Raw genomic sequence first — 23546 nt, 5'->3', positions numbered from 1 at the left:
AAGATAAAGGAGTGAACTATGAAAACAACTTTTTACAAGTATTTATTTCATTATTTGAAATTCATCTTACCTCTTTTTCTTTTTGTGCTAGCAGTGATTGAAAGCCTTCCTTTCATGTCTAGCATCAACCCGGAGCTTCTCCGAAATGAAGTTAATCAGTTTAACATCGGCAAACTTATTCTCGTTTTATTAATTTCTATGGGAGCCGTTAGCCCGATGTTCTTATACGACTCATTGCTCTTAAAATCACTTCAAAAATCATTTCCGAAAAAGCAGCTGTTGAAGCAATCGTTTATCGTCAATGCTTTCTCTAACCTGATCGGATCTGGTGGAATTATTAGCGGAATGCTTAGAAAATATTTTTATCAAACTTATGAGGTAGATAAACAGAAACTATCTAAGTCCATTGGAAACATTTCGTATTTTTATTTGACTGGGTTATCTTTCCTTGCAGTCACAATTCTTGTTGCTTATAGAGATAATCTTCTTATGGAAAAGTTCCTATGGCTTTATGTCGTTGTTATAGCGGTTGGACTGTATCCGCCTGTCCTGCTTTTTCAATTCGTTCGTCATCGTGATAAAAGCTCTCCTCGGTTCTTTGGTTCACGAACGAAATTCCAGCTCATCGCCGTCTCTCTCCTTGAGTGGACATTTGCGTTCCTTGCCGTCTGGTTACTAGCAAACATACTTGAACTGAGCATTTCTTTTCACGAGTTATTCCCTATCTTTGTTGTCGCTTCATGCGTTGGGATTGTGAGCATGACCCCGGGCGGACTCGGTTCGTTCGATTTGATCTTCATTTGGGGAACCCAGCTTGTTAGTGTCCAAGATGAGAAAGTCCTTTTTCTACTCATTCTCTATCGAGTTGGATACTTTATCTTTCCATTCTTACTCGCTGCGATTCTTTTTGTAAGAGACTATTGGGAGAAATGGAATGCAAACTGGGATAGCCTCCCACTTGCCCTTATTCAAAGGCTAAGTCATGTGATGCTTACGCTGCTCGTGTTTATTTCGGGCTTAATTTTACTATTGTCTGCAGCCTTACCTGGTATAATCGATCGGTTAAAAATTCTAGAAGAAATGCATTCTCTACCGTTTCTTGTTAACCTTTCTCATCAGCTTTCCGTTGGAGCTGGCTTTGCTTTACTCGGGTTATCAAGAGGAATTGAGTACAAGGTGAAAAGAGCATATTATCTCACCATCGTCGTCCTTTTCGCAGCAGCTGCCTTTACCTTCTCTAAAGGGATCGATTATGAGGAAGCAATCTTTCTCTTACTCGTTGCCTTCATTCTCTATATGTCGAGAACGCGCTTCTATCGCGAGAGCTATGTATTAACGTGGAGCAAAACCATTATTGATGGGCTAGTGATCCTATTCATCACGTCGATGTATGTGTTAATTGGATATTTAAGCTTGCCTTCATCAAACGGCGTTATTCCACCACAAGTCTTGCCATATGTTATTACAGATTACCACACGCTGTTTTATAGTGCATTAATTGGTTTAATGATTGCGCTGATTGTTTTTGTGATAGGAACCGCCGTGATTAAACCGAGAAACCCAATCAAGGAATCATCACCTGAACATGATAATGAAATACAAGAGCACCTTGAAACCTACGGTGGAAATACGTTAGCTCACTTAATTTTCCTGCACGATAAATCAATCTTTTGGAACTCCAATAGAACAGTCTTAATCTGCTTCCAAAAATCATCCGATAAACTCGTCGTTCTCGGCGATCCAATCGGACAGAAAGAAGCATTTCCTGAAGCTATCGAAGAGTTTCAGCACCTGGCAGATATCCAGGGTTATACCCCAGTATTCTATGAAGTTAGTAACAGCCTGCTTCCCATTCTCCATGAAAAAGGCTTTGGTTTCTTTAAGCTTGGGGAAGAAGCATTCGTAGATTTAGATCAGTTCACGCTATCTGGAAAGAGAATGAAAGCATTGCGTGCTGTTAAAAACAAATTCGAACGAGAGAATTTTCAAGTTGAAATAGTAAAGCCTCCGCACAGTGAAGATCTTTTGCAGAAGCTAAAAGACGTATCTGATGAATGGCTACAGGGAAGAAATGAGAAAGGATTTTCGCTCGGATTCTATCATGTGGATTATCTAAACAAATCAGAGATCGCTGTTATGAAAGAAAACGATAGGATCATTGCTTTTACTAGTCTTATGCCTGTCTACGATAACAACAAAACGGTATCTGTTGATTTAATGCGTTTTCTACACGATGCCCCTTCAGGCACAATGGACGTCATGTTTCTCTCTTTATTTGAATGGGCGAAGTCAGAAGGCTACGAGCGCTTTAATCTAGGAATGGCTCCACTTTCGAATGTGGGTCAGTCGAAGTTCTCTTTCCTAAGTGAGCGAATCGCCGCCCAAATCTTTCTTCATGGGCATATCTTCTATCATTTCCAGGGCCTACGAAAGTTCAAAGGGAAATACGCCCACACCTGGGAACGCAAGTACCTTGCCTATCGAAAGAAATCATCCCTGCCTTTTACAATGGCGCAAGTGTCGCTGTTGATTGGGATGAAGAGAAAATGAGTGTAAAAAACGTAATGGGGGTCAGGTGCGTACCTGACCCCCATTACAAACAATCGTCCCATCACCACGGACAGTTCTATTACTTTATTTGCATCTGTCCCCTATTAAACATTACGCTTCTCCAACTTCCTCAACTTATATTGATACGAAAGATAGGGCATTCCTGTGAAGATCAACACAATATAAACCGCGTAACTTGCATATTCACTTATATCCCCAACAACAGTAGGGAGAAATCCATTCTCACTACTAAACAGCAACACGACTAGCATAACAGCTATTAGAAATGCTGGCAGGGCGACCTTTTTCATTGATTGGCTTTCCCTTTTATATTTCTCCTTGACGGAAGCCTGGTCTGAATAGATTGGGGTAGTGCCTGGTGCGGCCGAAAAGATGTGCATTTCACCCGCTCCAGTACAAACATGCTTCCATCCCGCTTCTTCAAAGTAACTAAAATACTCCTCATCTGCTTCCGATTGATAGTCTAGTGAATAAATCACGTCCTGTGGTTCTCCTTTTTGTAACTTAAAACCTGAGAACGCAAACTTCTCTAAAAACCATCCTTTTTGCGCAAACTTACCGAGCCGCTCCATCTCTTTCTCTTCAAAAAAAGCTAAACCGCTGCTCATCACATATTTCTTTTTCCCCAATATACTCACTCTCCTTTATTTGCGAGGATTTCTTCCCCGTGCTGAATCATTTGGCGTTTTCGTTCGATTTCTTTTTTTACTAGCTGAACACCTTTTTCTGTCGTTACATACACCTTTTTCTTATCACTCTTATCATGCAGCTCAATCAGTTCTGCCCCAAGTAGCTTTTTGATCGTGGTATACATAGACGCCGGTCCGACCACAACCGCGTGGTCTGTCATTTCCTCAATTGTTTTCATAATTAAATATCCGTGTTTAGGCTCCATCAGTGATAGGAGAATGTAATAAGATGTATCTGTTAGCTCTCCCACTTCAAGAGAATCATTTCTTGGCATTAGCTTCCTCCAATCATATATCGTTTAATGATATATCAATAAATGTAATATATCAGGTAATGATATATAAAGCAACCACTAATTGGAAAATACATTCATTTTTTTTCAGAGGTGAAAACGTAAAATCACATAAAAATAGAGCTTGGAGGCGTAAAAGCCATTCCAAGCTCTGTTCTTCACTTTATTATTAAATTTCCCTCATAATGATAGACGGAATTTCATTCTTTACTTTGCCATTAATTTATATAGAGCAGTGACGCCCCATGTTATAAGAAACATAGCAACTATAAATATTAATCCTAGTCCTCCAAAAAAGAATACATTTCCCACAAAAACGCCTCTATTTCGTTAAATTCTCTTTATAGTTTCAGCATACTAAAATCCTATGACTATTAAACCGACACAACAAAAACCATTAGTTATCCTCATCACTTTCTTCAATCAAGATTTTTAACAACAAAACCTCCGTATCCTCTTGAATCATTTTCTTAACATCATCCTTGTTTCCTAAATCATAGGTTCTCATTTGATTCGATGAAGTGCTCCGATACGCTGCAAGCACTTTTTCTTCGTTCAATAGTAAATCCACCTTTTCATCTGGAAACGCATAGTCAAATGTAGACATTGATGTTTCTGACTTCGTTTTTTCAACGCTTTTATTCGGAGCTGAGCTAACGCCTGGTGCATAAAGAAAATAAGACGGTTCACCTTCATTAGATTGAATGATCCCAAACCCTAAATGCCCTTTGGACGTTTCATCAGGAATCGGACTCTCACCGTAAATAAGTTCCGTGATAGGTTCACGATCCTTCTCCCCATCTTGATACCGCTCAACCCAAAGCCTTACCCAGCGTTTATCCGCGTTCTCTAATTCGAATTCAAAATCGAATAGGTTACCAAGGTTCAACTCTTCGAATGTTTTTACATAATCCGAATCAGGCATCGGTTTAATCTCAGCCGTTTTATTCTCATTATTCGCACAGCTTGATAACAGTAACGTTCCTAATAGAATGAAAGGAGCCAGAACTTTCATTTTCACTAGTTTTCCTCCAATTTTAATGCAGCCTCTACTATTTCTTGATACACATCGTTCCATTCCATGTCATAATCAGCTATCTTTTTAGGCGCTACGAACATTCGCTCGTTGGATTCAAATGACCTCATAACCAACCGATGAGAGGCGGAGTACCTGCCTCTGGAAGTAGATACACAAAAACAAATAGAAAGCACGATATTGCACCGATCATGACAACGATCCACGAAAGAGTGGAATACTTTGATTGAATGAGCCCGTAGACACCAAAACATAAGCTGATGACGCCAATCGTTAGCTCCATAAGGGCAACTGGGTAAATTGAAAAATGATTCATCAGTGAAGTTCGTAAACCGTTTAGCGCAGTGACAAATAAAACAAGGAACAATTGCAAGAATAAGCCTACTGAAGGAATGCTAATCCGTTTATTCCTTTCTTGAACGATCATGACTCAATCACAAAATCCGCTCTCTCCAAAGGCTTAACGGTATCCATATAATACTTTTCTGCTTTCCAATATCGCTCTTCAAATTTCTTTAGATTTCTCTGAGTCTCTTCTTTCTCTCGTCCAAACCGCACATCTCTTTCACATTGTAAGAAAAGCACGCAATCGAACGCAGAACGCCATTCGTCTCTTTGCAGAAAAACCCCTTCGATTAACACCAAATCTACCTTCAAATTTTCGGGCGGTATTCGTTCCATTATGCTGTCAAAAAGTTGCTGTTTTAGCTTAGCGACGTCCCACTGCAAAAAATAGTATTCGTACCACTCTTCGTGGCCTGTGTTATACCGCTTTTGCTCTGGCTCTATGTAATCATCTATATGAAATGTAACAGAGCGATACCCTGACATTTCAAGTAAGTGCTCTAACTCGGAGACGAACGTGGTTTTACCTGACCGACTTAACCCATCGATCCCAAGTAGAAAGGGTTCCTTTAGTGGGGTTTTTGGTAGTATCATTTCTAAATCAAAATGCGTCATACCACATCGGTTTCCTTTTATAATTCCTATTTTATGTAAGCTCGATCTCCTCCAAGCCCTTTTCATCTTATGAACGCTCCTCGCTAAATTTATAATACAGGTGAACACCAGTAAAATAGATTGGTACTGCGATAAGAATAAACACAATCCCTGAGACGATCTTTTCTACAGAATAGATTTCTCGATCTAAATCGATTAAATAGTAAATAAAAAAATGAATGAGCCACGATCCAAGCATCACCCACCCTAGTAAAGATAAGAACTTTTTCGCTTCCATTATTGCCTCCAAACAGTAGATAAGAGACCACTATAAATTGTTAGAGTACTCCTTTTTGCACCTTCATCACTTGTCCCAAGCGATCACCTCAAGCTCTGGCCATTTCCGCGTCCATTTTTCCACTTTCGCTTCATAGACATCGCGGGTAATTAACAACTTGTTTGCACGCACAATTAACCCAAACAAATCACTTAATCCGTATGGCGCATATACCTGAAACGCACCATCCTCTCCTACTTTGACACCGATTGATGTTGCAGTAGTAGGCCAGCTATTGATAGCATCTTCTACTGAAGAATAAGGGGCGATACGCTGACCAAATTTCTCTTCATACCAGAGATGAACGCGCGCTTCGTTTTTGGCGTCAATTTTATAAGGAATGTCGGAAAGCAACTTCCGAAGATGCTCTTCTATCTCGACCTCTTTTTCTAAGCTCAAATCCTGATCATCGTAATACACAACATCGAGGTCATGGATGCCGTAATCCAACGGCCGATTCGTTAAGTCATTCCAAACCGTTTGCACAATACACCCTGCTCCGATGTATGCATGATCGAACTCTTCCCTTAGTACACCGAGAGCCTTTTCAATGGCTGGATTCTGATAAAGAATGTGTTCTAACGCTTCTTTTTGTACACCTATTTCTTGATTAAAGTAAGGCAATTACATGACCTCCACTACAATGGTTCCAAAAAATTCTTCCCCAACATAAGCATCTAGCTCCCAAACACCTGTTGAAGGAAGTTGCATCGTTGAAGGGACGTGAGCATCCGCTCCGTTATGCGGACCCGCCAACTCATCTGATTCAAAAACCACGATCTCCTCATTTGTCTCCTGATGGGTTCCGATTACTTTAAGAGAACCATTTAGTTCGTCTTCATCTCCCCACAAGTGCCACATGTACTTATTAGGTTCACCAGCTTTGAATGCTGACGCATCATCATATATAAAGCCGATCCGCTCTTCTTCACCAATCATCTTATAAGAGCCTGATGTGAAAGTGTTACTTACTTCTGCTTGATTTTCTTTTTGAACAACCTGTTTCGTCACAGCCTGACCATCTCCATTGCAGCTGGTGAGTAGAATGAGAAGAGCGGGCAAGAATGCAAGCCATCTTTTCATACATCTTCACTCCCTCCGGTCATTTTAACGGAATAATTTATCATACTGATCAATTTGGTCTGGATGAATTCCCGTGCTTTGCTGTGCTTCTCGCTGCATCGATTGGTTACACGCCTTACACACATAGCTCGCACCAGGGTTCTGCTTCAATTTCCGAAACTGTGAATCAGAAGGCTTAATATGAAATTTCTTTTTACAGAAAAAGCAGAGCGTCTCAATCATCGCCATCCCTCATTTCCAGGATTTACTTATCACAAATACATTTCTATAAAAGGGAATAAATCCCTTCTATAGAAACCTGAAATTGTCTCTTCCTTCAACCACCTGATTAACCCTATACGAATAAACACTTTGCTTTTAGCTCCTGGACATGGAACTGATTCCTGAGATTAACGCCCATCTACTTCTTATCTAATGACTCTCCCTCATATGCTTCATACCAGTGATAAGGTTGGATCTCTTTCAATGTTTTAAAGGTAAGCGTTCCGTCTTTTGTGAACACAGCTGCTTTCACATGTGATCCCCAATAAAAGAGTCGTTCCTGACAAATGCCACACGGGGTTAAAATCACATATTGAGCATTTTCATCTTCACGTACGACGCAAATGGAATGCGTGATTTCTATATTTAATTTATGGGCTTCTAGGATAGCCCCCGTTTCAATACAAAGCTCTGTAGAAGCATTTATGTTCTCTGGAGAAACGCTCGTTAGAATAGAACCTTCACTTGTATACATCGCCGCAGCCCCTCCCCAACCAGACGGGTAACGAGACTCTATTAAACTCACTGCTTCCTCATACAATTTGCTTTCTATTTTCATTAAATTCAACCCTTCCTCAGAATAAAGTTTCACTTTTGTGCTATGTAAATGACCTAATGGATAAAAGGAGCGTTTGCGATAAACTTAGCAAACACTCCCTTAAGAAAAGAATCAAACCTACAAATTATTTTTTCTTCTTTTTTCCAATAATAAAAACCGTAATGAACACAATCATAAGCAAAAACATCCCCTCTGCCATAAATCCTCCTCCAATGCCTTACGTATTTTTCAGAGTAAATCTATTAGAGAATATAGACTGATTAATTTTTCTGCGTATTACTACATACGAAACGAACGAGAATTAGTTTCAATTGCCTGTAAAAAAAGCGCGGGGGTCAGGTCCGCACCTGACCCCCGCCACGGACATTTATACGCGCTTCACAAACACAACCCGCTCACGCCCTGGTCCGTCATAATTTGAGTGAACCGCAATTCCATTCACGACGCGGTTTCCTCCTTCAATCTCAAAACCCATTCTAAAGTGGTAGGCAATCGAATTCTTATTATCCGGCGAGGTGACGCACCTCACTAAGCTTCTGCCATAAACTTTCATTGTTTGAAAGAACGACTCATAAAGTTGACGTCCAATGTGACCACCTCGATAAGAAGGGTGAACACCAGCAATGTGAATATACCCTTCTTCTAAATGAGTTTGTGAAAGAAAACCAATTAGAAACCCGGCAATCTCACCGTTCTCTTCTGCAATAAAGCTCGTATTCGTAAAATGATCAAAGAACATTTTAGGAAGCTTGTCGATCATTTGTCCTCCACTCCACCATTCATTGATCAGTGGAGAAATCATATAGTAATCTGATTGCTTCACATGGCGAATGTTCATAAAACCCTCCAATCTTAGCAGCTTGTCTAAAACCACTTATTTCTTTATGTAAATCCCAATATTCTATCGCAGGTTATATCCACTAACAATTATTTCAAATATCCGCCCATTCCTCAATCACTTCTTTTATGAAGTAACGCAGCGAGGGACAGGCACGTGCCTGTCCCCCTCCCGCTATTCAACTACCTTCAATCCTAACAACTTCGCAAACCCAATCGCCTGATCCTGTGAAACTTCACATCCATCTAGGCTTTCCAAATCAACATGAAGGCGTTCAAATGTACATGTGCTAAGATCGACACCCTTTAAGAGCGTTTGTACGAAATTAACATCGTTTGCGTCACACCTGTTGAAAATTGTCTTTGTAAACTGACAGCTATGATAGTTCGCGCTTTGCAAAGACGTATCTTCAAATTTCACTTGTTTCAGCCTGGTATCCACATAGCTACTGAAATTTGCCATACAATTCTCAAACATAACGTTTCCAAGGTTTGCTTCCGAGAAATCAGCACCCATTAACTTGCAGTCCGTGAACTTCACGCGATGAATGATGCCTTCAGTGAAGTTCACATTGGAAAGGTTACAATTATCGAATATAACATCAATCATATCAATTTGAGGAAACGTGGCGTTTGTAAATGTAACGTTTCTAAACACCACTTTCGATAAGATCACACGGTCAAGCTCAACGTCGTCCACCGCTTCACCTATAATCTCGCAATTCATTAGCGTTAAGTCTTCATCATTATAAATCGCATGAAAATGACCTTCTTCAAGGATAGCCGGAATTTTTGGACGTTCTAGTTTTATGTTTTTGCTCATCGTAACACCCTTCTTACTTCAGTTTGGTCATAAGAAAGATATCATATGAGTGACAGTAAATATAAGCCTGTCTTTTTGGAAAGAAGTATGTACAAACTTTGCCTTGCTTTCTCAGCATGAATATTAATTACTCCCTCTCTCTGTTTGCACAAGAAAAGCCTCCAGAATGAGGAAGCTGAGAATGACTTATTCATTTGATTCCTTTGTCTTAAGCTCATCTTTGTAAAACCAGCGATAAAACATGCGTGAACTAAAATTCGTCAGCGAAAGCGTAATAAAACTCCAGTACCACTTCCATTTAACATACTTTATTAGATTCGTATATTTTTCCGCGATCACTTCTCCTATCGTAATGACTCTAACATGAAAAACATAGTAAAGAAGCTGAGTGAATTTATTTCTATTTTCCGGATAATTCAAATTGAAGATGGCACAAAACGCGGGATAAACAAAATACTCGAATGTGAAGCTTGTACGGTTTGATTTCTTAAAAAGTCGAACAGGATATTGAATAAGTCCTTTCTCAACAACAAGCAAACCGAAAAACCATGTAACAAACTGCTTAAAAAACATGGCTACAAGACCGTGTCGAATTTTATTTCTCGGGATATATTTATATAGAAGTGCTGCAGTCACTATCCAAATCAAATAAAGAATACCCTTGTCCTTTGACACCTTCATCACGCTCCTCTATCACATTAAAGTCCCCAAGTTTGGTCTTTTGATACATACTAATTGAGCGAAAATCCGCCTTATAGATACAGTTGTCTTTTGAAGGGGTCAGGCCCGAGCCTGACCCCTTCAAAAGACGTTTAAAACAACTTGCATTAGTGGTATAATCAGTATATGAACATATACTCATGTATAACGTTTTATTGTTAATCGACTGGAGGCATTACGATGGGGCATAATCATAATCATTCTCATGATCACGGACACACTCATTCAGCAAACAAAAAAGCACTACTCATTAGTTTTATACTTATCGCCACTTTTATGATCCTAGAGGTTGTTGGAGGAATTATAACCAACAGTCTCGCACTCTTATCTGATGCCGGTCACATGCTTAGCGATGCCGTCGCTTTAGGTATGAGCTTACTTGCCTTTAAACTCGGTGAGAAGAAATCTGATACTGAGAAAACATATGGGTATAAGCGATTTGAGATTCTTGCGGCGTTCTTAAACGGGATTGCGCTTATTGCGATTTCATTCTATATCTTATGGGAATCCATTAATCGTTTTATCGATCCACCGGATGTAGCAAGCACAGGTATGCTGGTCATCGCTACTATTGGCCTGATCGTCAATATTCTCGTAGCTTGGATCCTTATGAAAGGAGACACTTCTGAGAATCTCAATTTACGAAGTGCTTTTCTCCATGTATTAGGTGATTTACTTGGATCAATCGGCGCAATCATTGCCGCATTGCTCATCATGTTCATAGGCTGGAATTACGCCGATCCAATTGCGAGTGCGATTGTCGCTATACTCGTTTTAATTAGCGGGATCCGAGTCACGAAGGACTCTTTCCACGTATTAATGGAAGGAACCCCTTCTAATATCGATCTTCAAAAAGTGAAAAAAGCGCTAGTTGAAATCGATGGGGTGAATTCTATTCACGATTTGCATATTTGGAACATTACCTCCGACTTTCCATCTTTCACCTGTCACCTTGTGGTTAACCAGGGGGTAAATCGAGATCAAATGCTTAAGATCGCTGGGCAAAAACTACATGATCAATTTGACCTCTCGCACACTACCATTCAAATCGAATGTGAAACATCAGAAATAAAAGACCGAGAAAATAACTGTAACGAGTAATAGAATCCAAAAAAGGGGGAGCAGGTTCGTACCTGCTCCCCCTTTTCTATTCTAACTCGTGGAAATTACCTCTCCTACTAACACGGTGGGCAATAAGATAAATGATAATGTAGACTGGCACCCCATAATATAACTCCCATTTAAGAGGAACATATACGTCTAATTTAATAAATAACGGCTCGAATACAAACGCACAAATTAGCGAAAAGAACACCGCCTTCAATAGTGGACTGAAGTTTGGTTTGTATTGAATAAGCAACATTACCATAACTGGGAAAGAACTTAAATCCCATGGCATAAAAAACGTATGTATGTACGGTAGCGGTGTATACAAATAAAACCATAGACCATAAGCAACGCCCATCGAATCCAGCGTTGATGTAATCACATAAACGAATAATCCTGCTAATAATAAACGGTTCGTGCATTCCTTTTTTCGTAGAATCAGCCAAATAACCCACGGTCCTACAAGAAGTAAAACGTTCAACCACCATTGCCAGGCAAGAAACATTTCTTCTTTCCAAAGGGTGCTATATCCATCGTTTAATTTTTCGATTGAAGTATGAAGTTCAATCATCTTATTCTTCACTTCATTCAACATCCCATCATGTACCCTATCGTATTTGATATGGTTAACATTTCCTAAATAGGAGCGTTTTATGCTGGAATGAAAAAAAGAGGGGGTCAGGCACGTGCCTGACCCCCTCTCGCTTTTATACAAACATGTTCAGAATTAATGCTCCGCCAAATGCTGCAAAGGAAAGAACGGTTTCCAACACAGTCCACGTTTTAAACGTTTCTTTAACGGTTAAGCCTAGATATTCTTTCACCATCCAGAAACCAGCATCGTTTACATGTGAGAACATAAGTGAACCTGCACCTGTAACAATAACGAGCAATTCTAGATTCACACCTGACATCGTTGCGATGATCGGTGACACAATTCCAGCTGCTGTTGTTAAAGCAACAGTTGCGGAACCTGTAGCAATTCGAATAAGACCTGCAATCATAAAGGCAAGAACGAGTGGTGATAACGAAAGATCTTGAGAAAGATTCCCGATAATCGTTCCAATTCCGCTATCGATCAAAATCTGTTTAAAGCCACCACCTGCACCGATGATCAAGATGATTGATCCAACAGGTAGAATACATTCTTCTACGTATTTCTTAATTTGTTTTTTGTCTAATCCCTGACGGAATCCAAGGAAATAGAATGCAAAGAAACAAGATAATAACAGTGCCACAAGTGGGCTACCGATAAATTCTAAAATCCCTTCCGCACTACCTGGTAACGGTAGGAACGGAGCGAACGTACCTAGAACAAGTAAAAACACCGGCATAATGATTGTTGTAAATGAAATGCCTGTACCAGGTAGTTTAGATGGATCCTGCTGATCTTCCACTTTGATCAAATCAGGCTCACCTACAGGAACTACGCGCTTGTTAATCCATTTGGCAAATACCGGACCACCAAGAATACCAGCTGGAAGCGCTATAACTAGTGAATACAATAGAACTTTACCAAGATCCGCTTCATAAATACCAATCGCAGCAACGGCACCCGGATGCGGCGGAATCAATCCGTGCACAATCGACAAACCTGCTACAGCTGGTAGCGCAATCAATAAAATGTTTTTCTTCGTTGCCTTTTGAATCGAAATAACGAGTGGTAATAGAATTAAAATACCAACTTCAAAGAATACTGGAATTCCGATAATAAATCCTGAGAAGAACATCGCCCATGGCAACTTTTTCTCTCCAAAGACGCGAATAAAGAAATTCGCAATCTGCAACCCTGCACCGGATTCAGACAGCAGTTTTCCTAGAATCGTACCAAGTGCTAGAATACCAACTAAGTGACCAAGTACGCCACCAACACCCGCTTCATATGAACCTATAATATCGACCCATTCCATGCCCGACATGACTGCCAGGAATAAAGCCGCTACAGTTAAACCAATGAAAGCATGCCACTGAAATACAGAAACTCCTACAATTACGATTGCAATTGATATGAGTGTTATTGCTAATAAGTAGATTTCCATGATAACTCCCACCTCTTCTAAAATAAAGGGTTTACATTAATTCGATTGAAAACCCTTCCAACTTTCTTCATTATAGGAATTATTATTTCATAAATCAATGGAAACGTTTAAAAAATTTTTCTGTTAATTATGAAACAGACGGTTCTATTTGATAGAAAATCCCTAAAAACCCTTGATAATAAAGGGTTTACATCACGAAAAAAAGAATCGCAATTTCTGCGATTCTATTAAAATTTATTTTTTTCAGTTAATTAAACCCTTGCATTTCTAGCACTATTTTTAAATATTCCAAGAAAAAAAGCACTAAACTTACAAGTTCGCTTTCCAAAATCCTTTTACAATATCCATGCCGGCACTCAGAATAAAGAATAGCCCAATTGCTGCAAGAATCATATTTTGATACGTTTCTGAAAGAGACAATAGGTTCGTTAGATCTGGATGAATCAGCTGATCATTTAATAACATAATCACAATTACTGTCGTCGCAAAGGCATGATGAATAGCATTAGCCATCGCTAAACGCTTCGTCCAATAGCCAACAATCACTTTATATAAAGCTAGCAACACCGTCGTTAGAAGAGTCAGACTTACAAGTGGCCAGTAAGATAAAAGCACATCATTATTAAAGAAAGGCACATCCACCTTACCGTTTCGAATGATGCCAAGTAAGTTGTCTGCGTTAAAATAAAGCGTTGCCCAAACTGCCGCAAAGAGAAGGTCTGCGAATAGCTCCGATTTCGCAACTTTCTTCTTTTTGGGCACAGAGGTTACCTTCTCTAATTCATCCGCTGACCATCCTTTTAGCGCTCGGTTTATATTTATATCGGTCCGTTCCAAAATCACAAAAATGAGGGTGATCCAAAACAGTGTTTGAATTGCGGTATTCCATAAGCCTCCAATAGCATCACCAATCAGATTAAAAAAGACGTCTCCAAGTGACCTTGTGCCATTGTAGTCGATCACATTAATCGTCATAAACCCGATAAATGTGACAACGAGCGAAATAGGTAACACCATCTTGATAATCTTCATGTAAAGTTCAAAATATTGAGGGCCAATGAGATGCATTGGCCAATCCCGAAATCCATTCGCCATTTGTACCGGGCTCCCAAGTTCATTAAGGGCGCTCTTCACTTCTTCTTCTGAAGGATCATCCGGCAGCATATCCCCGATCGTTGATCTTAATTCAAGCGCAATGTCCTCCCGAATGGATTCAGGAAGTCGTCTCGTCACTTCACCAATGTAAACCTCAATCAGATTCACGTTCGTCCTCCCCCTTCAACAAGGTAGCTAATTCGCTCGATGTTTTCTCCCACTCTAGTTTCAGCTGTTCGAAAATTTCTCTTCCATACTCACTTAATACATAATACTTACGCGGTCTGCTTTCCGTTGTATCCCAACTGCTCGTCACCATCTCCTGCTTCTCTAACCTCCGAAGCAGAGGGTACAGCGTGCTCTGTTCAATGGATATGCCTGATTTGTCAAGCGATTGAACGAGAGAATAGCCATATTGAGGAGTTCTTAATTGACTTAGGACCGCAAGCGTTAACGTGCCTCTTCTGAGCTCCGTTATGAATGAATTTAATAACGTCACACCCTCACCAACCTTCTTACTGTGTGTCATACACTATATATACTATGTATCATACAGTGTTATGTGATAAACAGCAATGTGGATTTGATAACATTTTAAAAAAGGAGAGTGGGTCAGGTACGTACCTGACCCCCCTCCCCTTTTCATTTGTTATAATAGTAAAATAGTTTACGAGATCTGGAGGGTTACATTTATGAATACTGCTTCCTATTACGCCCATTACGATGCCATTCCTCTGCCCCTCGTGGTTCTTGATCGAAACGGGGGCATCGTCCATCGTAATGAGTATGCGATTTCAAGATTCTCCTCTTATGAAAAAGCAGAATCCATACAGTGCATTGAAAGTATTTTATCAATCGAACAGAACCAAATCCAAGCACACCTCGATCGAGCTTTTACAATGGAGCCGGGAAAATTTATTGAACTCCCTCTACCTTTTACGAAAGAAGCGATTCGTTTCTCTCCAATAGATTCGAACCATGTGACCCTTGTCATTGTTGAGGATAAAGAGGCTCTCTACAAGGAAGTTACCGGTGAACCTTCAGATAACAATGAAAGCATTCCTACCGAAGAGCTTGAACAGCGGTTTCACTCATTAATTGATGAAAACCCTGATGGGATTGCTTTTGTTGATCAACACTTAAAGCTAACCCTAATCAATCAAGCCCTTCACAGAATGCTTGGCTATTCATTGGAAGACTTGATCAAAGCACCTACACATGTGGTAAATGAGGAAGCGATTTCTAAGATCGGTAGACATTTCGAATTAGCCTTATATGGAGATCAACGCTCTTACGAAATTGAGGCGTATGACATTTACCGCAATAAGGTTCACCTTATGATCAAAACCATTCCCATTCATACAAATGGACACTTCCGCGGTGCTTATAAAATCGTAAAAGATATCACTGAGTTCAAAAATGCTCAGTTCGATACAATTGATCAAGCAGAACAATTGCGCTCGCTCATTGACTCCATACCTGAATTCATTATCTTTAAAGATAAACAAGGAAGAATTCTTGAAATGAATGCGTATGCGAAATTAATATTTGGGATCGAAGAGGGAGCATACAAAGGAAAAACGTGTGATGAGTTAAAATGCAGAAGCGTTGATGCTCACCATCTACTTAAGAACAATGCAAAAACAGATTGGATTGCCTGGGAAGAAGAAAAAAAGGTGGAATACGAATATGAGCTTGAACTAGCTAATGGAGAGACAGGCACATTTGAAATTATTAAAGCCCCAACGTACAACGCTGATGGTGATCGGAAATATCTAATCGCTATTGGAAGGGATATTTCAGCACGCAGAGAGGTGGAAAAGGAACTTGTTGAAACACAGGAGCTTATTGCCTCCATTTTCACAAATAATGCTGATGCTATATCGGTTAGTAACCTTGATAAAGAAATCATTAAAGTAAATCCCGCTTTCCAGCGACTTTACGGCTATAAAGATGAGAACATGACAAGTCATCTTTATGACATCTACCCTGATGACAATAAAGAAGAGGCTGATCAGATCATAGAAGCTGTTACTGACGGTGACGGTGTTGTGGATTTCGAAACGGTAAGGAAGAAAAAGGATGGAACGCTAATCGACGTAAGCATTACCTATTCACCGATTAAAGACCATGAGGGGAACATCATGGCAATGTCCGCTATTACAAGAGATATACGCGATCGTAAGAGAACAGAAGAGCTTCTCCTTCGTTCAGAAAAGCTCTCTGCAATCGGACAGCTAGCAGCAGCTGTCGCTCATGAAGTTCGCAATCCATTAACATCGGTAAAAGGATTTATTCAGCTGTACAAAGATCGGATCCATAATGATATATTGCAGCTGATGTTATCTGAAATGGATCGGATTGAATCAATCATCAATGAATTCCTATCACTCGCGCGACCACAGGCCGTTACGTACCAACAAACTGATATTATGACGCTAACCCGTAACGTCGTCTCACTCATGGAGCCAGAGCTTTTATTAAACAATGTCGATGTGAAGACGACTTTCCATATGCCATCCCTCATGATGCGCTGTGAGAAAAATCAAATGACCCAGGTCCTTATGAACATTATCAAAAACGGTATTGAATCGATGCCAGATGGAGGGCAACTCTCTATCACGACGTGCAACTCCGATACGCACCTGATCATCAAAATTGCTGATAAAGGCGTAGGCATTCCGAAAGAACGATTAGACCGACTTGGTGAGCCATTCTTTTCGAATAAAGATACTGGTACTGGCCTTGGACTAGTCGTCTGTTATAAAATCATTCACGAACACAAGGGGGCCATTCTGTTTGATAGTTCTGTTGGCGAAGGAACCGTTGTTACCATTTCATTGCCACTCGAACGTTAACGCCGTTCAAATGATGTTGATAAAAGAGAAAGAAGAGCCGGGCTGTTCGTATGAAGATGCATATCTCTACTAAGCGCCTCTCCTTTTATAGGCAGAAAAACAACTCCTTTCTGTTCAATCGCCTCTCCCATCATTTTCGGAAGATAGGCAATCCCAATTCCAAGCGAGACAAGTCCCCCCATCCCGAGATAGTGCGTTTCTAGCACGTCTCCCTCAAATGAATGGTCATGTAATAGCCCTCTTACTTGCTCAGAAAGATAGCCGGTAGGAGGGATGATTTGCGTATACCGGAAACATTCTTCTAGGGTCACTTCTTTCTTATTCGCTAATGAAAGAGAAACCGGTACAGCCGCAACAAAAGGTTCAGAAAATAAAAATGTTGAATACATCCCTTCAATCGCTGAGGTATTCTGAACAATCGCCGCATCAATTTCATGAGATTCTAACAGCGGCACCAAATCCAAACTATCTTCTCGAATAGCCGTAACATGAACATTCGAATACTGAAGCTGCTCGTAGTATCCAGGCAAAAAATAGGTGCTTAAGATCGGTGTCGAGCCAAATCGTATCTGATCAAATTTCTTATAGCGATCGACCGTCTGATTAATCTGCGTAAACAGCGGTTTAATATCTTCGTAAAAAGCTTGACCTTTAGTAGTCAGCTCTACTCCTTTAATTGATCGGTTAAAAAGAGAAAAACCAAGCTCCTCTTCAAGCTTCTTCATCTGTTTACTGAGAGCCGGCTGGGAAACAAATAAAGCTTTTGCTGCGCGAGTGAAACTTCTCTCGTCAGCAATTTTAATAAAGTACGCTAACTTCGGAAGCAAGATAAACACTCTCCTCTTTCATATGATTCTCCCCTATATTATAACCTGAAGTTATAGATCCATCATTTATTGATATTACCCACTCTCCTCGATCACACGTTATTCTAGAATTAGAATATGATCAAGAACTGGGGGATAACAATGAAAAGCGCTTATATCTGGCTCAGTATCGCTATTGTATTTGAAGTGATCGGGGCGACATTCATGAAATACAGTAATGGATTTACCCAGTGGGGACCAAGCTTAATAGTGATCTTGAGTTATGCTATCGCGATCCTCTTTTATATTTTTCTAACGAAAGATCACGAATTGGGCATCATTAACGCACTTTGGTCTGGGGGCGGTACGGTGATTATAGCCGTAGCTGGAATCCTCCTCTTTCAAGAGTCTACGTCATTCTCAAAATTTCTCGCTATTTTCCTCATTCTGATTGGCATCGTTGGCTTAAATACAAAGTCTCGCTATAGAGAAAAAGGGGAGGAAACGATATGATTTTTTTAATTTTAGCTCTCGCCTTTTCCATTATAGGCAGTATTGCCGTAAAGCTATCAGCTGGATTCACCCGTAAAATTCCAGGCATCGCCTCATTTGTTTTATTCGGGCTATGCATCTACTTTCTCACCCTTTCTGTGCAATCTATTGAAATCGGACTAGCCTACGCGATCTGGTCCGGCGGCTCTATCGCCGGCACAACCATTGCCGGTCTCATCTTATTCAACGAAAAAGCTACAAGAAGGAAATTTCTTTCTATAGCGTTTATCATCATTGGTGTGGTTATATTATAATTAGAACGGGGTTAGATACGTACCTGGGCCCACCGTAATCAAAAAATGCGCCGACCACTAATTGATCGGCGCTTTCTTATAAGTACTTTTCCATTCGAATATCTGACCACATTTTTCCTTGCCAGTAGGTGAAATCTTCTAACCTGCCAATCTCTTCGTATCCAAGCTTTCGGTAGAGCTTTTGCGCATTCGTATTAAACTCAAACACGCCTAGTTCAATCCGATTAAAACCCTGCTGGTAAATTTGCTCTTCTAAATGTTGGATTGCTTCATATCCAATTCCTTTGCCTCTACCTTCAGGTTCGCCAATCGTAATTCCAATCCATGCCGTTCCTGGTTCTTGCTTCAAAAGGTGTGGAGGATCCACCATGTAATTCATTTCTCCGATCATCTCGTGATTCACAAAGATCTGGAATATCTGCTGGTACGTAAGACGCTCCCTCACTCCCTCAAGAGTGATCGTCTCGCGCCGCTCTAATTCCTCCCTGCTTTTATTCGGGCGAATCAGCGGAATCAATTCTCGATCATTTTCCCACCGATTCAGGACTTCAACAAATTGAGCAGTTGGTTTCGTTAACTTTATGATCTCTGTCTTCACATGGTGCTCCTTTCAACATGGCAAGCAACCTTCATGTCTCTTATGTATTTAATTCGCTACTCTTATTCTACCACTTACGATTCAAGAGTTCTGCTTTCTTTTTTTGGTACTCTTCGTCCGTAATGATGTGATCTTCCTTCAAACGATGAAGTTGACGTATTTTCGACTCGTAGTCTTGATCGGAAGCCGCACCCTTATCATCGTCACGATCAACATCAGCTTGATACGTTGAAACGCCATTTTTACTAAAAACATTCAGGGCATGGTATCCCGTGATAAGGATCGCAAACACAGTCCAAACAATACCGAATGCGCCTATTTGCGAAACAAATGCAATACCGATAATTACAAAAATAAAGCCAGCAATCATTCCGATCATGGAACTAACTTTACTAGGCTTTACACGAAAATGAGAACTCATGACAATCCCTCCTTTTGAAATGACCTTTTCACACATCCTTAAAAGATATAAACAGAAGTCAGAATGATCAGAGCTGACACTAAAAAAATCACTCCAGCTTTCTTTCTTCGCCTTTCTCCACGCTCTTCAATCCCTAAAACAGCCATAAAAAGACCCAGAGAAAGGAGCATAGGGGCAAGCATTGCAACATTACCCTTCACGAAAGCAGCTACCGCTAAAGCTAGCGTTATGAGCGCCAATATACGTTTGATTCCTTTCAACATTCTCTCACCTCAACAACTAAGCTTCCTGATTACTCACCACCACCGCATCCCCCACCATCTCCACCGAAGCTATCGCATCCTGAGCTTTGATGCCCACCACTATAATAGCTTGAATGATCCGTTCCACCTGGAGAACGTCGCGTTGACGACGATTTTGAAAAGCCAGATGCGATAAATGCAATAACGAGTAATATTACAATAAATGCTGTCATTTCCATTCCCCCTTTTGTTTAATTACGTGTGGAACCCCTATAAAGTTTCAAATATTACCATTAAAAAGTGACGATATCCTCTTATCGAAGACACCGCCACCGTCTAGGTGCATTATGATTCAATAGGGGTTAAGCGAAACATTCCATTCATATCACCCGGTTGTTCAAAGCCAAACTGCTTATATAAGTGACTTCCCTCCTCTGTTGCAAAAAGACCGATGAAGGCTTGCGTAGGAGCATGTTCCTTCAAATAGGAGAAAAGCTGGTTCATTAACATTTTCCCTACTCCCTTCCCCTGATGCAGAGGGTGAACGACGAAATCCTGAATATAAAAATACATCACTCCATCACCAACGATACGAGCCATGCCAATAACTTCCTCTCCATAAGATACCGCCGTTGCATAAATAGATTGATGAACCTCCTTTTCCGCCACAGAAAAATTCATATTATTCCAACCGGCTAATGAACATAACTGTACATATGCTTCGCTGGTTGACATTCGCAAAACCGGAAGTAATCTTCTCTTCCCAACCGATCAGTACCTTTCCTTTTTCTCGATGTTTTACCTAGATCTTTTTCGGGGAAATAACTATCTATCAACCGTGTTTACGAGGAGGAAATACAATGAATAACGAATCAAAAGCAAATTACCATATTACGGATCGCGATGAATTTAACAAGGTTTGTATTGAAGATCAAAAGATGAATTTTCCTGAGTTTGAAAAGTTCATGCATGACTACCTATTAAGCCAACCCCAAGAAACAATGGTCTTTCAAGAGTGTTGGATTGAGGACAAACAAGTAGAAATCGGGGATGTTAGAACCGTTCAGGTGAATTTCCTGGATCATAATAGTAATAACTACATACGTCTCTGGGGCGCTAAGAAAAATGATGATAACCAGGTAGTGAAAATCAAAGTAGATGCTATTGATTTAGAGACGAAAGAAGTTATTTATGAGCGTTTATTGGCTTAAAAGAATAATAGATTAATGTGAACTAAAAAACCTCGCTATCATGAAAAGATGAGCGAGGTTTTTGTAGTGAAGAGATCTTTTCTTCTATTTATAAAAATCCCAATTTAATACCATTAAACCTAACAAATGGCATTAATCCGAAACTTTTCCTAGCGTATTTCGTAGTACAGAATAGGAGGGATACATATGAAATTGAAATTAGCATCAGTTCTATTCGGATTAATACTTATCCTCGCAGCCTGCGGTGGACAGGAAGAAGGGTCTACTGAAAATCATCTAGACTCCCTTCAAGAGAATTACCCTGAGGTTAAGACTGAAGTGGAGAAACTTCCTGAAGATTTTAGAAGCGAAATTACCGTACCTAATATGGAGAAAATCCCATTAGAAGTAAATGATGTGGAAGCTGTAGCCGAAACGGAATTAGAGCCATATGGAATGGATTTTTATTATGGAGAAGATGATAAACACCTAAACGTTATGATCAAGGATCAAAAGGGAATCGATGCCTCTATTGGGGAAACGAACGAGGAACTTGATCAAGATGTAAGTGGCGCATACACCGAAGCTGAAGAGGGTCACCTCTTAACGATTACGTGGCTAAGTAAAAACGAAAATGCTCTATACAAAGTGATTGGATTCACGCCATCAGGAGAAGAACCTCCATTCACGAAGGAAGACATGGTAGAAATCGCAAACTCGATTATTGCACAAAGAAATTAAGGACCATTATTCAAAGGAGGGCTCTTCATCGGACTAATCATTGCGATTCTAACGATCTTATCGTCTGCTGGTTTTCTCTACTATATGGGAAAATCGGGATATTCATGGGAGATGGATGAGAACGAAGAGAGATCGAAATAACCATTCCATCAAAGAGGCCGGACGATTCATCAGATGAATCGTCCGGCCTCTTTTAATCATTCACCTATAAGTACGGATATTTCTCAAGCTCCTTCAAATAAAGCAAGAAACGCTCCTCCACTTGCCCCTTCGTCCCATAACGGATTACTTCTTCACGTGTGAGAGATTCTTTCTGCAGCAAAAGAAGATGATCATGCGTCATCGTTAGAAGTTTTAAAAACACCTCAACATGTAGTGCTTCATGCTTCTGCTCCAAGTGACTGATATACCCTTCCCTAAATCCTTCTGCATTCGCTTTTAGCTTTGAAACATGTTGATGGTAATTCCCTTTCCGATACCTTTTTGTGTTATAAAACGTAGGAAATAACGTCTCATAGTTGAAAACATAATTAGCAGCAAGCGACGTTCCAGTAGCTAGAAGAGGATAAGGATCGATCATTTTAACGCCACTTTTCGTGAAAATGAGATTCTCTGGTGAAGCATCTTGATTTGTGAAAATAATTGACTCGCAGTCAATCGAGCGAGTAGAAATAAGCGCTTCCCCGGTTCCCTTTACTTTCTCTTTATCAAAATTGTATGGACTTGCAAGCAGCGTATGTAACTCTTCGCGATACTCTTCTGTTTCTTCAAGTAGAAACTCACTTACAGTTAGATCATATGCGCCTGTTAATTCTTCTTTTTCGTCAAGATGCAAATATCCGATTCCGTTAAATGGTGGTGTGAATGATTCAAGAGCAAGATAGAACTCTCCTAGCTCTCTTCCATACCTTTTCCCATCTTCTATCGTCTGGGTGTTAAGATCAATTGATTGTCCTACGTAAGTTTCAAGCGTGTACGTTAATTCTTCATTGACGCTGTACTTAAAATAGTTAGGGCAAATGCCATTCTTAGCTTTATTAGCATGCTCATAAAAAACTTTTGTTGCAGCATACTCCGCTATTAACTCCTTACGATTGAAAATCACCTCTCGCTCGTAAGCTATTTTCTTAGGTATGCGAAGAACAAGCCCCTCCCGCTCCAGCAAATACGCACAGTGCCAGGCACCTTCTCCTAACCTCTTGATTCTTGCGTCATCTGACAACTTTGGTAAGCCTTCATTGATTAAAGCCTGTTGAATAAGTTCAAACTCTGCCACCCTTTTTGATGTAAGCAACCTCATCGGTCATATGACTCCTTCACACTATCTTCTTTTTATGAAATGTCATTTTACCTCGCAATGACTTCCATTTTCAATTATTCCAAAATCATACAAATAACTCAATCTCTTATTTCATATAGACATCACCTATTGCACCTTCACTGTCTAACTTCGAAAAAATTCACACTAGTTTGACACACATATTAGAGATTGCTA

31 protein-coding genes are annotated in these 23546 nt (G+C 40.1%); 7 read left to right on the top strand and 24 right to left on the bottom strand.

Annotation, left to right across the window (positions count from 1 at the left end):
• Window positions 1-18 precede the first annotated feature (18 nt).
• On the top strand, window positions 19-2550 hold the full coding sequence (gene mprF, locus AC0VYV_RS07135; protein WP_475374678.1) for a bifunctional lysylphosphatidylglycerol flippase/synthetase MprF: 2532 nt from the start codon (window positions 19-21) through the stop codon (window positions 2548-2550).
• Between the two features lie 104 nt (window positions 2551-2654).
• Here the strand turns inward: mprF and AC0VYV_RS07130 are convergent, their stop codons facing one another.
• From AC0VYV_RS07130 to AC0VYV_RS07070, 13 genes are all read right to left on the bottom strand, one after another.
• A complete protein-coding gene (locus tag AC0VYV_RS07130) occupies window positions 2655-3200 on the bottom strand; it encodes a DUF2812 domain-containing protein (RefSeq protein ID WP_475366995.1) in 546 nt (181 codons plus the stop codon).
• A gap of 5 nt (window positions 3201-3205) precedes the next feature.
• A complete protein-coding gene (locus AC0VYV_RS07125) occupies window positions 3206-3535 on the bottom strand; it encodes a PadR family transcriptional regulator (protein ID WP_430241274.1) in 330 nt (109 codons plus the stop codon).
• 415 nt (window positions 3536-3950) lie between these two features.
• A complete protein-coding gene (locus AC0VYV_RS07120; RefSeq protein ID WP_475368736.1) occupies window positions 3951-4574 on the bottom strand; it encodes a hypothetical protein in 624 nt (207 codons plus the stop codon).
• Window positions 4575-4695: 121 nt separating this feature from the next.
• A complete protein-coding gene (locus AC0VYV_RS07115; protein ID WP_475368734.1) occupies window positions 4696-5016 on the bottom strand; it encodes a hypothetical protein in 321 nt (106 codons plus the stop codon).
• The gene (locus AC0VYV_RS07110; protein ID WP_475368733.1) at window positions 5013-5528 is read right to left on the bottom strand and encodes a nucleoside/nucleotide kinase family protein; all 516 of its coding nucleotides are present in this window, start codon (window positions 5526-5528) and stop codon (window positions 5013-5015) included. The genes AC0VYV_RS07115 and AC0VYV_RS07110 overlap by 4 nt, the downstream gene beginning before the upstream one ends.
• Before the next feature lie 88 nt (window positions 5529-5616).
• Window positions 5617-5826: a hypothetical protein gene (locus AC0VYV_RS07105; RefSeq protein WP_475368732.1), complete on the bottom strand. Its 210-nt coding sequence runs from the start codon at window positions 5824-5826 to the stop codon at window positions 5617-5619.
• Between the two features lie 66 nt (window positions 5827-5892).
• Window positions 5893-6489 carry a nucleotidyltransferase family protein gene (locus AC0VYV_RS07100; protein WP_475368731.1) on the bottom strand — a complete coding sequence of 199 codons (597 nt, stop codon included), beginning with the start codon at window positions 6487-6489 and terminating at the stop codon, window positions 5893-5895.
• Window positions 6490-6948 carry a DUF4871 domain-containing protein gene (locus AC0VYV_RS07095; protein ID WP_475374677.1) on the bottom strand — a complete coding sequence of 153 codons (459 nt, stop codon included), beginning with the start codon at window positions 6946-6948 and terminating at the stop codon, window positions 6490-6492.
• A 24-nt stretch (window positions 6949-6972) separates the two neighbouring features.
• On the bottom strand, window positions 6973-7170 hold the full coding sequence (locus AC0VYV_RS07090; protein WP_475368729.1) for a DUF2197 domain-containing protein: 198 nt from the start codon (window positions 7168-7170) through the stop codon (window positions 6973-6975).
• Window positions 7171-7348: 178 nt separating this feature from the next.
• Window positions 7349-7768, bottom strand: coding sequence for a cytidine deaminase (locus AC0VYV_RS07085; RefSeq protein ID WP_475368728.1), 420 nt, complete (start codon window positions 7766-7768; stop codon window positions 7349-7351).
• Between the two features lie 367 nt (window positions 7769-8135).
• On the bottom strand, window positions 8136-8606 hold the full coding sequence (locus AC0VYV_RS07080) for an N-acetyltransferase family protein (protein WP_475366988.1): 471 nt from the start codon (window positions 8604-8606) through the stop codon (window positions 8136-8138).
• 174 nt (window positions 8607-8780) lie between these two features.
• Complete coding sequence (locus AC0VYV_RS07075; RefSeq protein ID WP_475368727.1) at window positions 8781-9428, bottom strand: pentapeptide repeat-containing protein; 648 nt, start codon at window positions 9426-9428, stop codon at window positions 8781-8783.
• 186 nt (window positions 9429-9614) lie between these two features.
• On the bottom strand, window positions 9615-10109 hold the full coding sequence (locus AC0VYV_RS07070; RefSeq protein ID WP_475374676.1) for a CBO0543 family protein: 495 nt from the start codon (window positions 10107-10109) through the stop codon (window positions 9615-9617).
• Between the two features lie 219 nt (window positions 10110-10328).
• On the opposite strand from AC0VYV_RS07070, the gene AC0VYV_RS07065 reads away from it, so the two are divergent.
• Window positions 10329-11249, top strand: a complete 921-nt coding sequence (locus tag AC0VYV_RS07065; protein ID WP_475366985.1) for a cation diffusion facilitator family transporter — start codon at window positions 10329-10331, stop codon at window positions 11247-11249.
• 46 nt (window positions 11250-11295) lie between these two features.
• Here the strand turns inward: AC0VYV_RS07065 and AC0VYV_RS07060 are convergent, their stop codons facing one another.
• The 4 genes from AC0VYV_RS07060 to AC0VYV_RS07045 all read right to left on the bottom strand — a co-directional run bounded on the left by AC0VYV_RS07060 (window position 11296) and on the right by AC0VYV_RS07045 (window position 14888).
• Window positions 11296-11838: a CBO0543 family protein gene (locus tag AC0VYV_RS07060; protein ID WP_475366984.1), complete on the bottom strand. Its 543-nt coding sequence runs from the start codon at window positions 11836-11838 to the stop codon at window positions 11296-11298.
• A gap of 124 nt (window positions 11839-11962) precedes the next feature.
• Entirely contained in the window at window positions 11963-13294 is a 1332-nt protein-coding gene (locus tag AC0VYV_RS07055) for a GntP family permease (RefSeq protein WP_194220898.1), read from the bottom strand.
• Window positions 13295-13603: 309 nt separating this feature from the next.
• Window positions 13604-14557 (bottom strand): hypothetical protein, encoded by a 954-nt coding sequence (locus AC0VYV_RS07050; RefSeq protein ID WP_475374675.1) that lies wholly within the window; start codon window positions 14555-14557, stop codon window positions 13604-13606.
• Window positions 14544-14888, bottom strand: a complete 345-nt coding sequence (locus AC0VYV_RS07045) for a PadR family transcriptional regulator (RefSeq protein ID WP_303529435.1) — start codon at window positions 14886-14888, stop codon at window positions 14544-14546. Before AC0VYV_RS07045 ends, AC0VYV_RS07050 begins: the two co-directional genes overlap by 14 nt.
• Window positions 14889-15081: 193 nt before the next feature.
• On the opposite strand from AC0VYV_RS07045, the gene AC0VYV_RS07040 reads away from it, so the two are divergent.
• A complete protein-coding gene (locus AC0VYV_RS07040; protein WP_475366982.1) occupies window positions 15082-17247 on the top strand; it encodes a PAS domain S-box protein in 2166 nt (721 codons plus the stop codon).
• On the opposite strand, the gene AC0VYV_RS07035 is transcribed toward AC0VYV_RS07040, so the two are convergent.
• A complete protein-coding gene (locus AC0VYV_RS07035) occupies window positions 17244-18074 on the bottom strand; it encodes a LysR family transcriptional regulator (protein ID WP_475366981.1) in 831 nt (276 codons plus the stop codon). The genes AC0VYV_RS07040 and AC0VYV_RS07035 overlap by 4 nt on opposite strands.
• Before the next feature lie 141 nt (window positions 18075-18215).
• Between AC0VYV_RS07035 and AC0VYV_RS07030 the strand changes: the two genes are divergently transcribed.
• Window positions 18216-18566: a DMT family transporter gene (locus AC0VYV_RS07030; protein ID WP_475366980.1), complete on the top strand. Its 351-nt coding sequence runs from the start codon at window positions 18216-18218 to the stop codon at window positions 18564-18566.
• Window positions 18563-18859: a DMT family transporter gene (locus tag AC0VYV_RS07025; RefSeq protein WP_475366979.1), complete on the top strand. Its 297-nt coding sequence runs from the start codon at window positions 18563-18565 to the stop codon at window positions 18857-18859. The genes AC0VYV_RS07030 and AC0VYV_RS07025 overlap by 4 nt, the downstream gene beginning before the upstream one ends.
• Window positions 18860-18935: 76 nt before the next feature.
• On the opposite strand, the gene AC0VYV_RS07020 is transcribed toward AC0VYV_RS07025, so the two are convergent.
• The 5 genes from AC0VYV_RS07020 to AC0VYV_RS07000 form a co-directional block, all read right to left on the bottom strand.
• The gene (locus tag AC0VYV_RS07020; RefSeq protein WP_430241239.1) at window positions 18936-19457 is read right to left on the bottom strand and encodes a GNAT family N-acetyltransferase; all 522 of its coding nucleotides are present in this window, start codon (window positions 19455-19457) and stop codon (window positions 18936-18938) included.
• A 67-nt stretch (window positions 19458-19524) separates the two neighbouring features.
• Window positions 19525-19878: an SHOCT domain-containing protein gene (locus AC0VYV_RS07015; RefSeq protein WP_430241237.1), complete on the bottom strand. Its 354-nt coding sequence runs from the start codon at window positions 19876-19878 to the stop codon at window positions 19525-19527.
• Window positions 19879-19916: 38 nt separating this feature from the next.
• Window positions 19917-20141 (bottom strand): hypothetical protein, encoded by a 225-nt coding sequence (locus AC0VYV_RS07010; protein ID WP_475366978.1) that lies wholly within the window; start codon window positions 20139-20141, stop codon window positions 19917-19919.
• A 29-nt stretch (window positions 20142-20170) separates the two neighbouring features.
• The gene (locus AC0VYV_RS07005) at window positions 20171-20353 is read right to left on the bottom strand and encodes a hypothetical protein (protein ID WP_194220888.1); all 183 of its coding nucleotides are present in this window, start codon (window positions 20351-20353) and stop codon (window positions 20171-20173) included.
• A 112-nt stretch (window positions 20354-20465) separates the two neighbouring features.
• Window positions 20466-20801: a GNAT family N-acetyltransferase gene (locus tag AC0VYV_RS07000; protein ID WP_475374674.1), complete on the bottom strand. Its 336-nt coding sequence runs from the start codon at window positions 20799-20801 to the stop codon at window positions 20466-20468.
• A gap of 179 nt (window positions 20802-20980) precedes the next feature.
• Here AC0VYV_RS07000 and AC0VYV_RS06995 point away from each other — a divergent pair, with 179 nt between their 5' ends.
• Window positions 20981-21331, top strand: coding sequence for a hypothetical protein (locus AC0VYV_RS06995; RefSeq protein WP_430241231.1), 351 nt, complete (start codon window positions 20981-20983; stop codon window positions 21329-21331).
• Between the two features lie 186 nt (window positions 21332-21517).
• On the top strand, window positions 21518-22051 hold the full coding sequence (locus AC0VYV_RS06990; RefSeq protein WP_475368723.1) for a hypothetical protein: 534 nt from the start codon (window positions 21518-21520) through the stop codon (window positions 22049-22051).
• Window positions 22052-22256: 205 nt separating this feature from the next.
• On the opposite strand, the gene AC0VYV_RS06985 is transcribed toward AC0VYV_RS06990, so the two are convergent.
• On the bottom strand, window positions 22257-23351 hold the full coding sequence (locus AC0VYV_RS06985) for a hypothetical protein (RefSeq protein WP_226612141.1): 1095 nt from the start codon (window positions 23349-23351) through the stop codon (window positions 22257-22259).
• Window positions 23352-23546: the final 195 nt, after the last annotated feature.

The organism is Anaerobacillus sp. QJM3NY_17, assembly GCF_056173665.1.
Note: the sequence above shows the minus strand (reverse complement) of the source record. Positions and strands in the feature narration are given on the sequence as shown.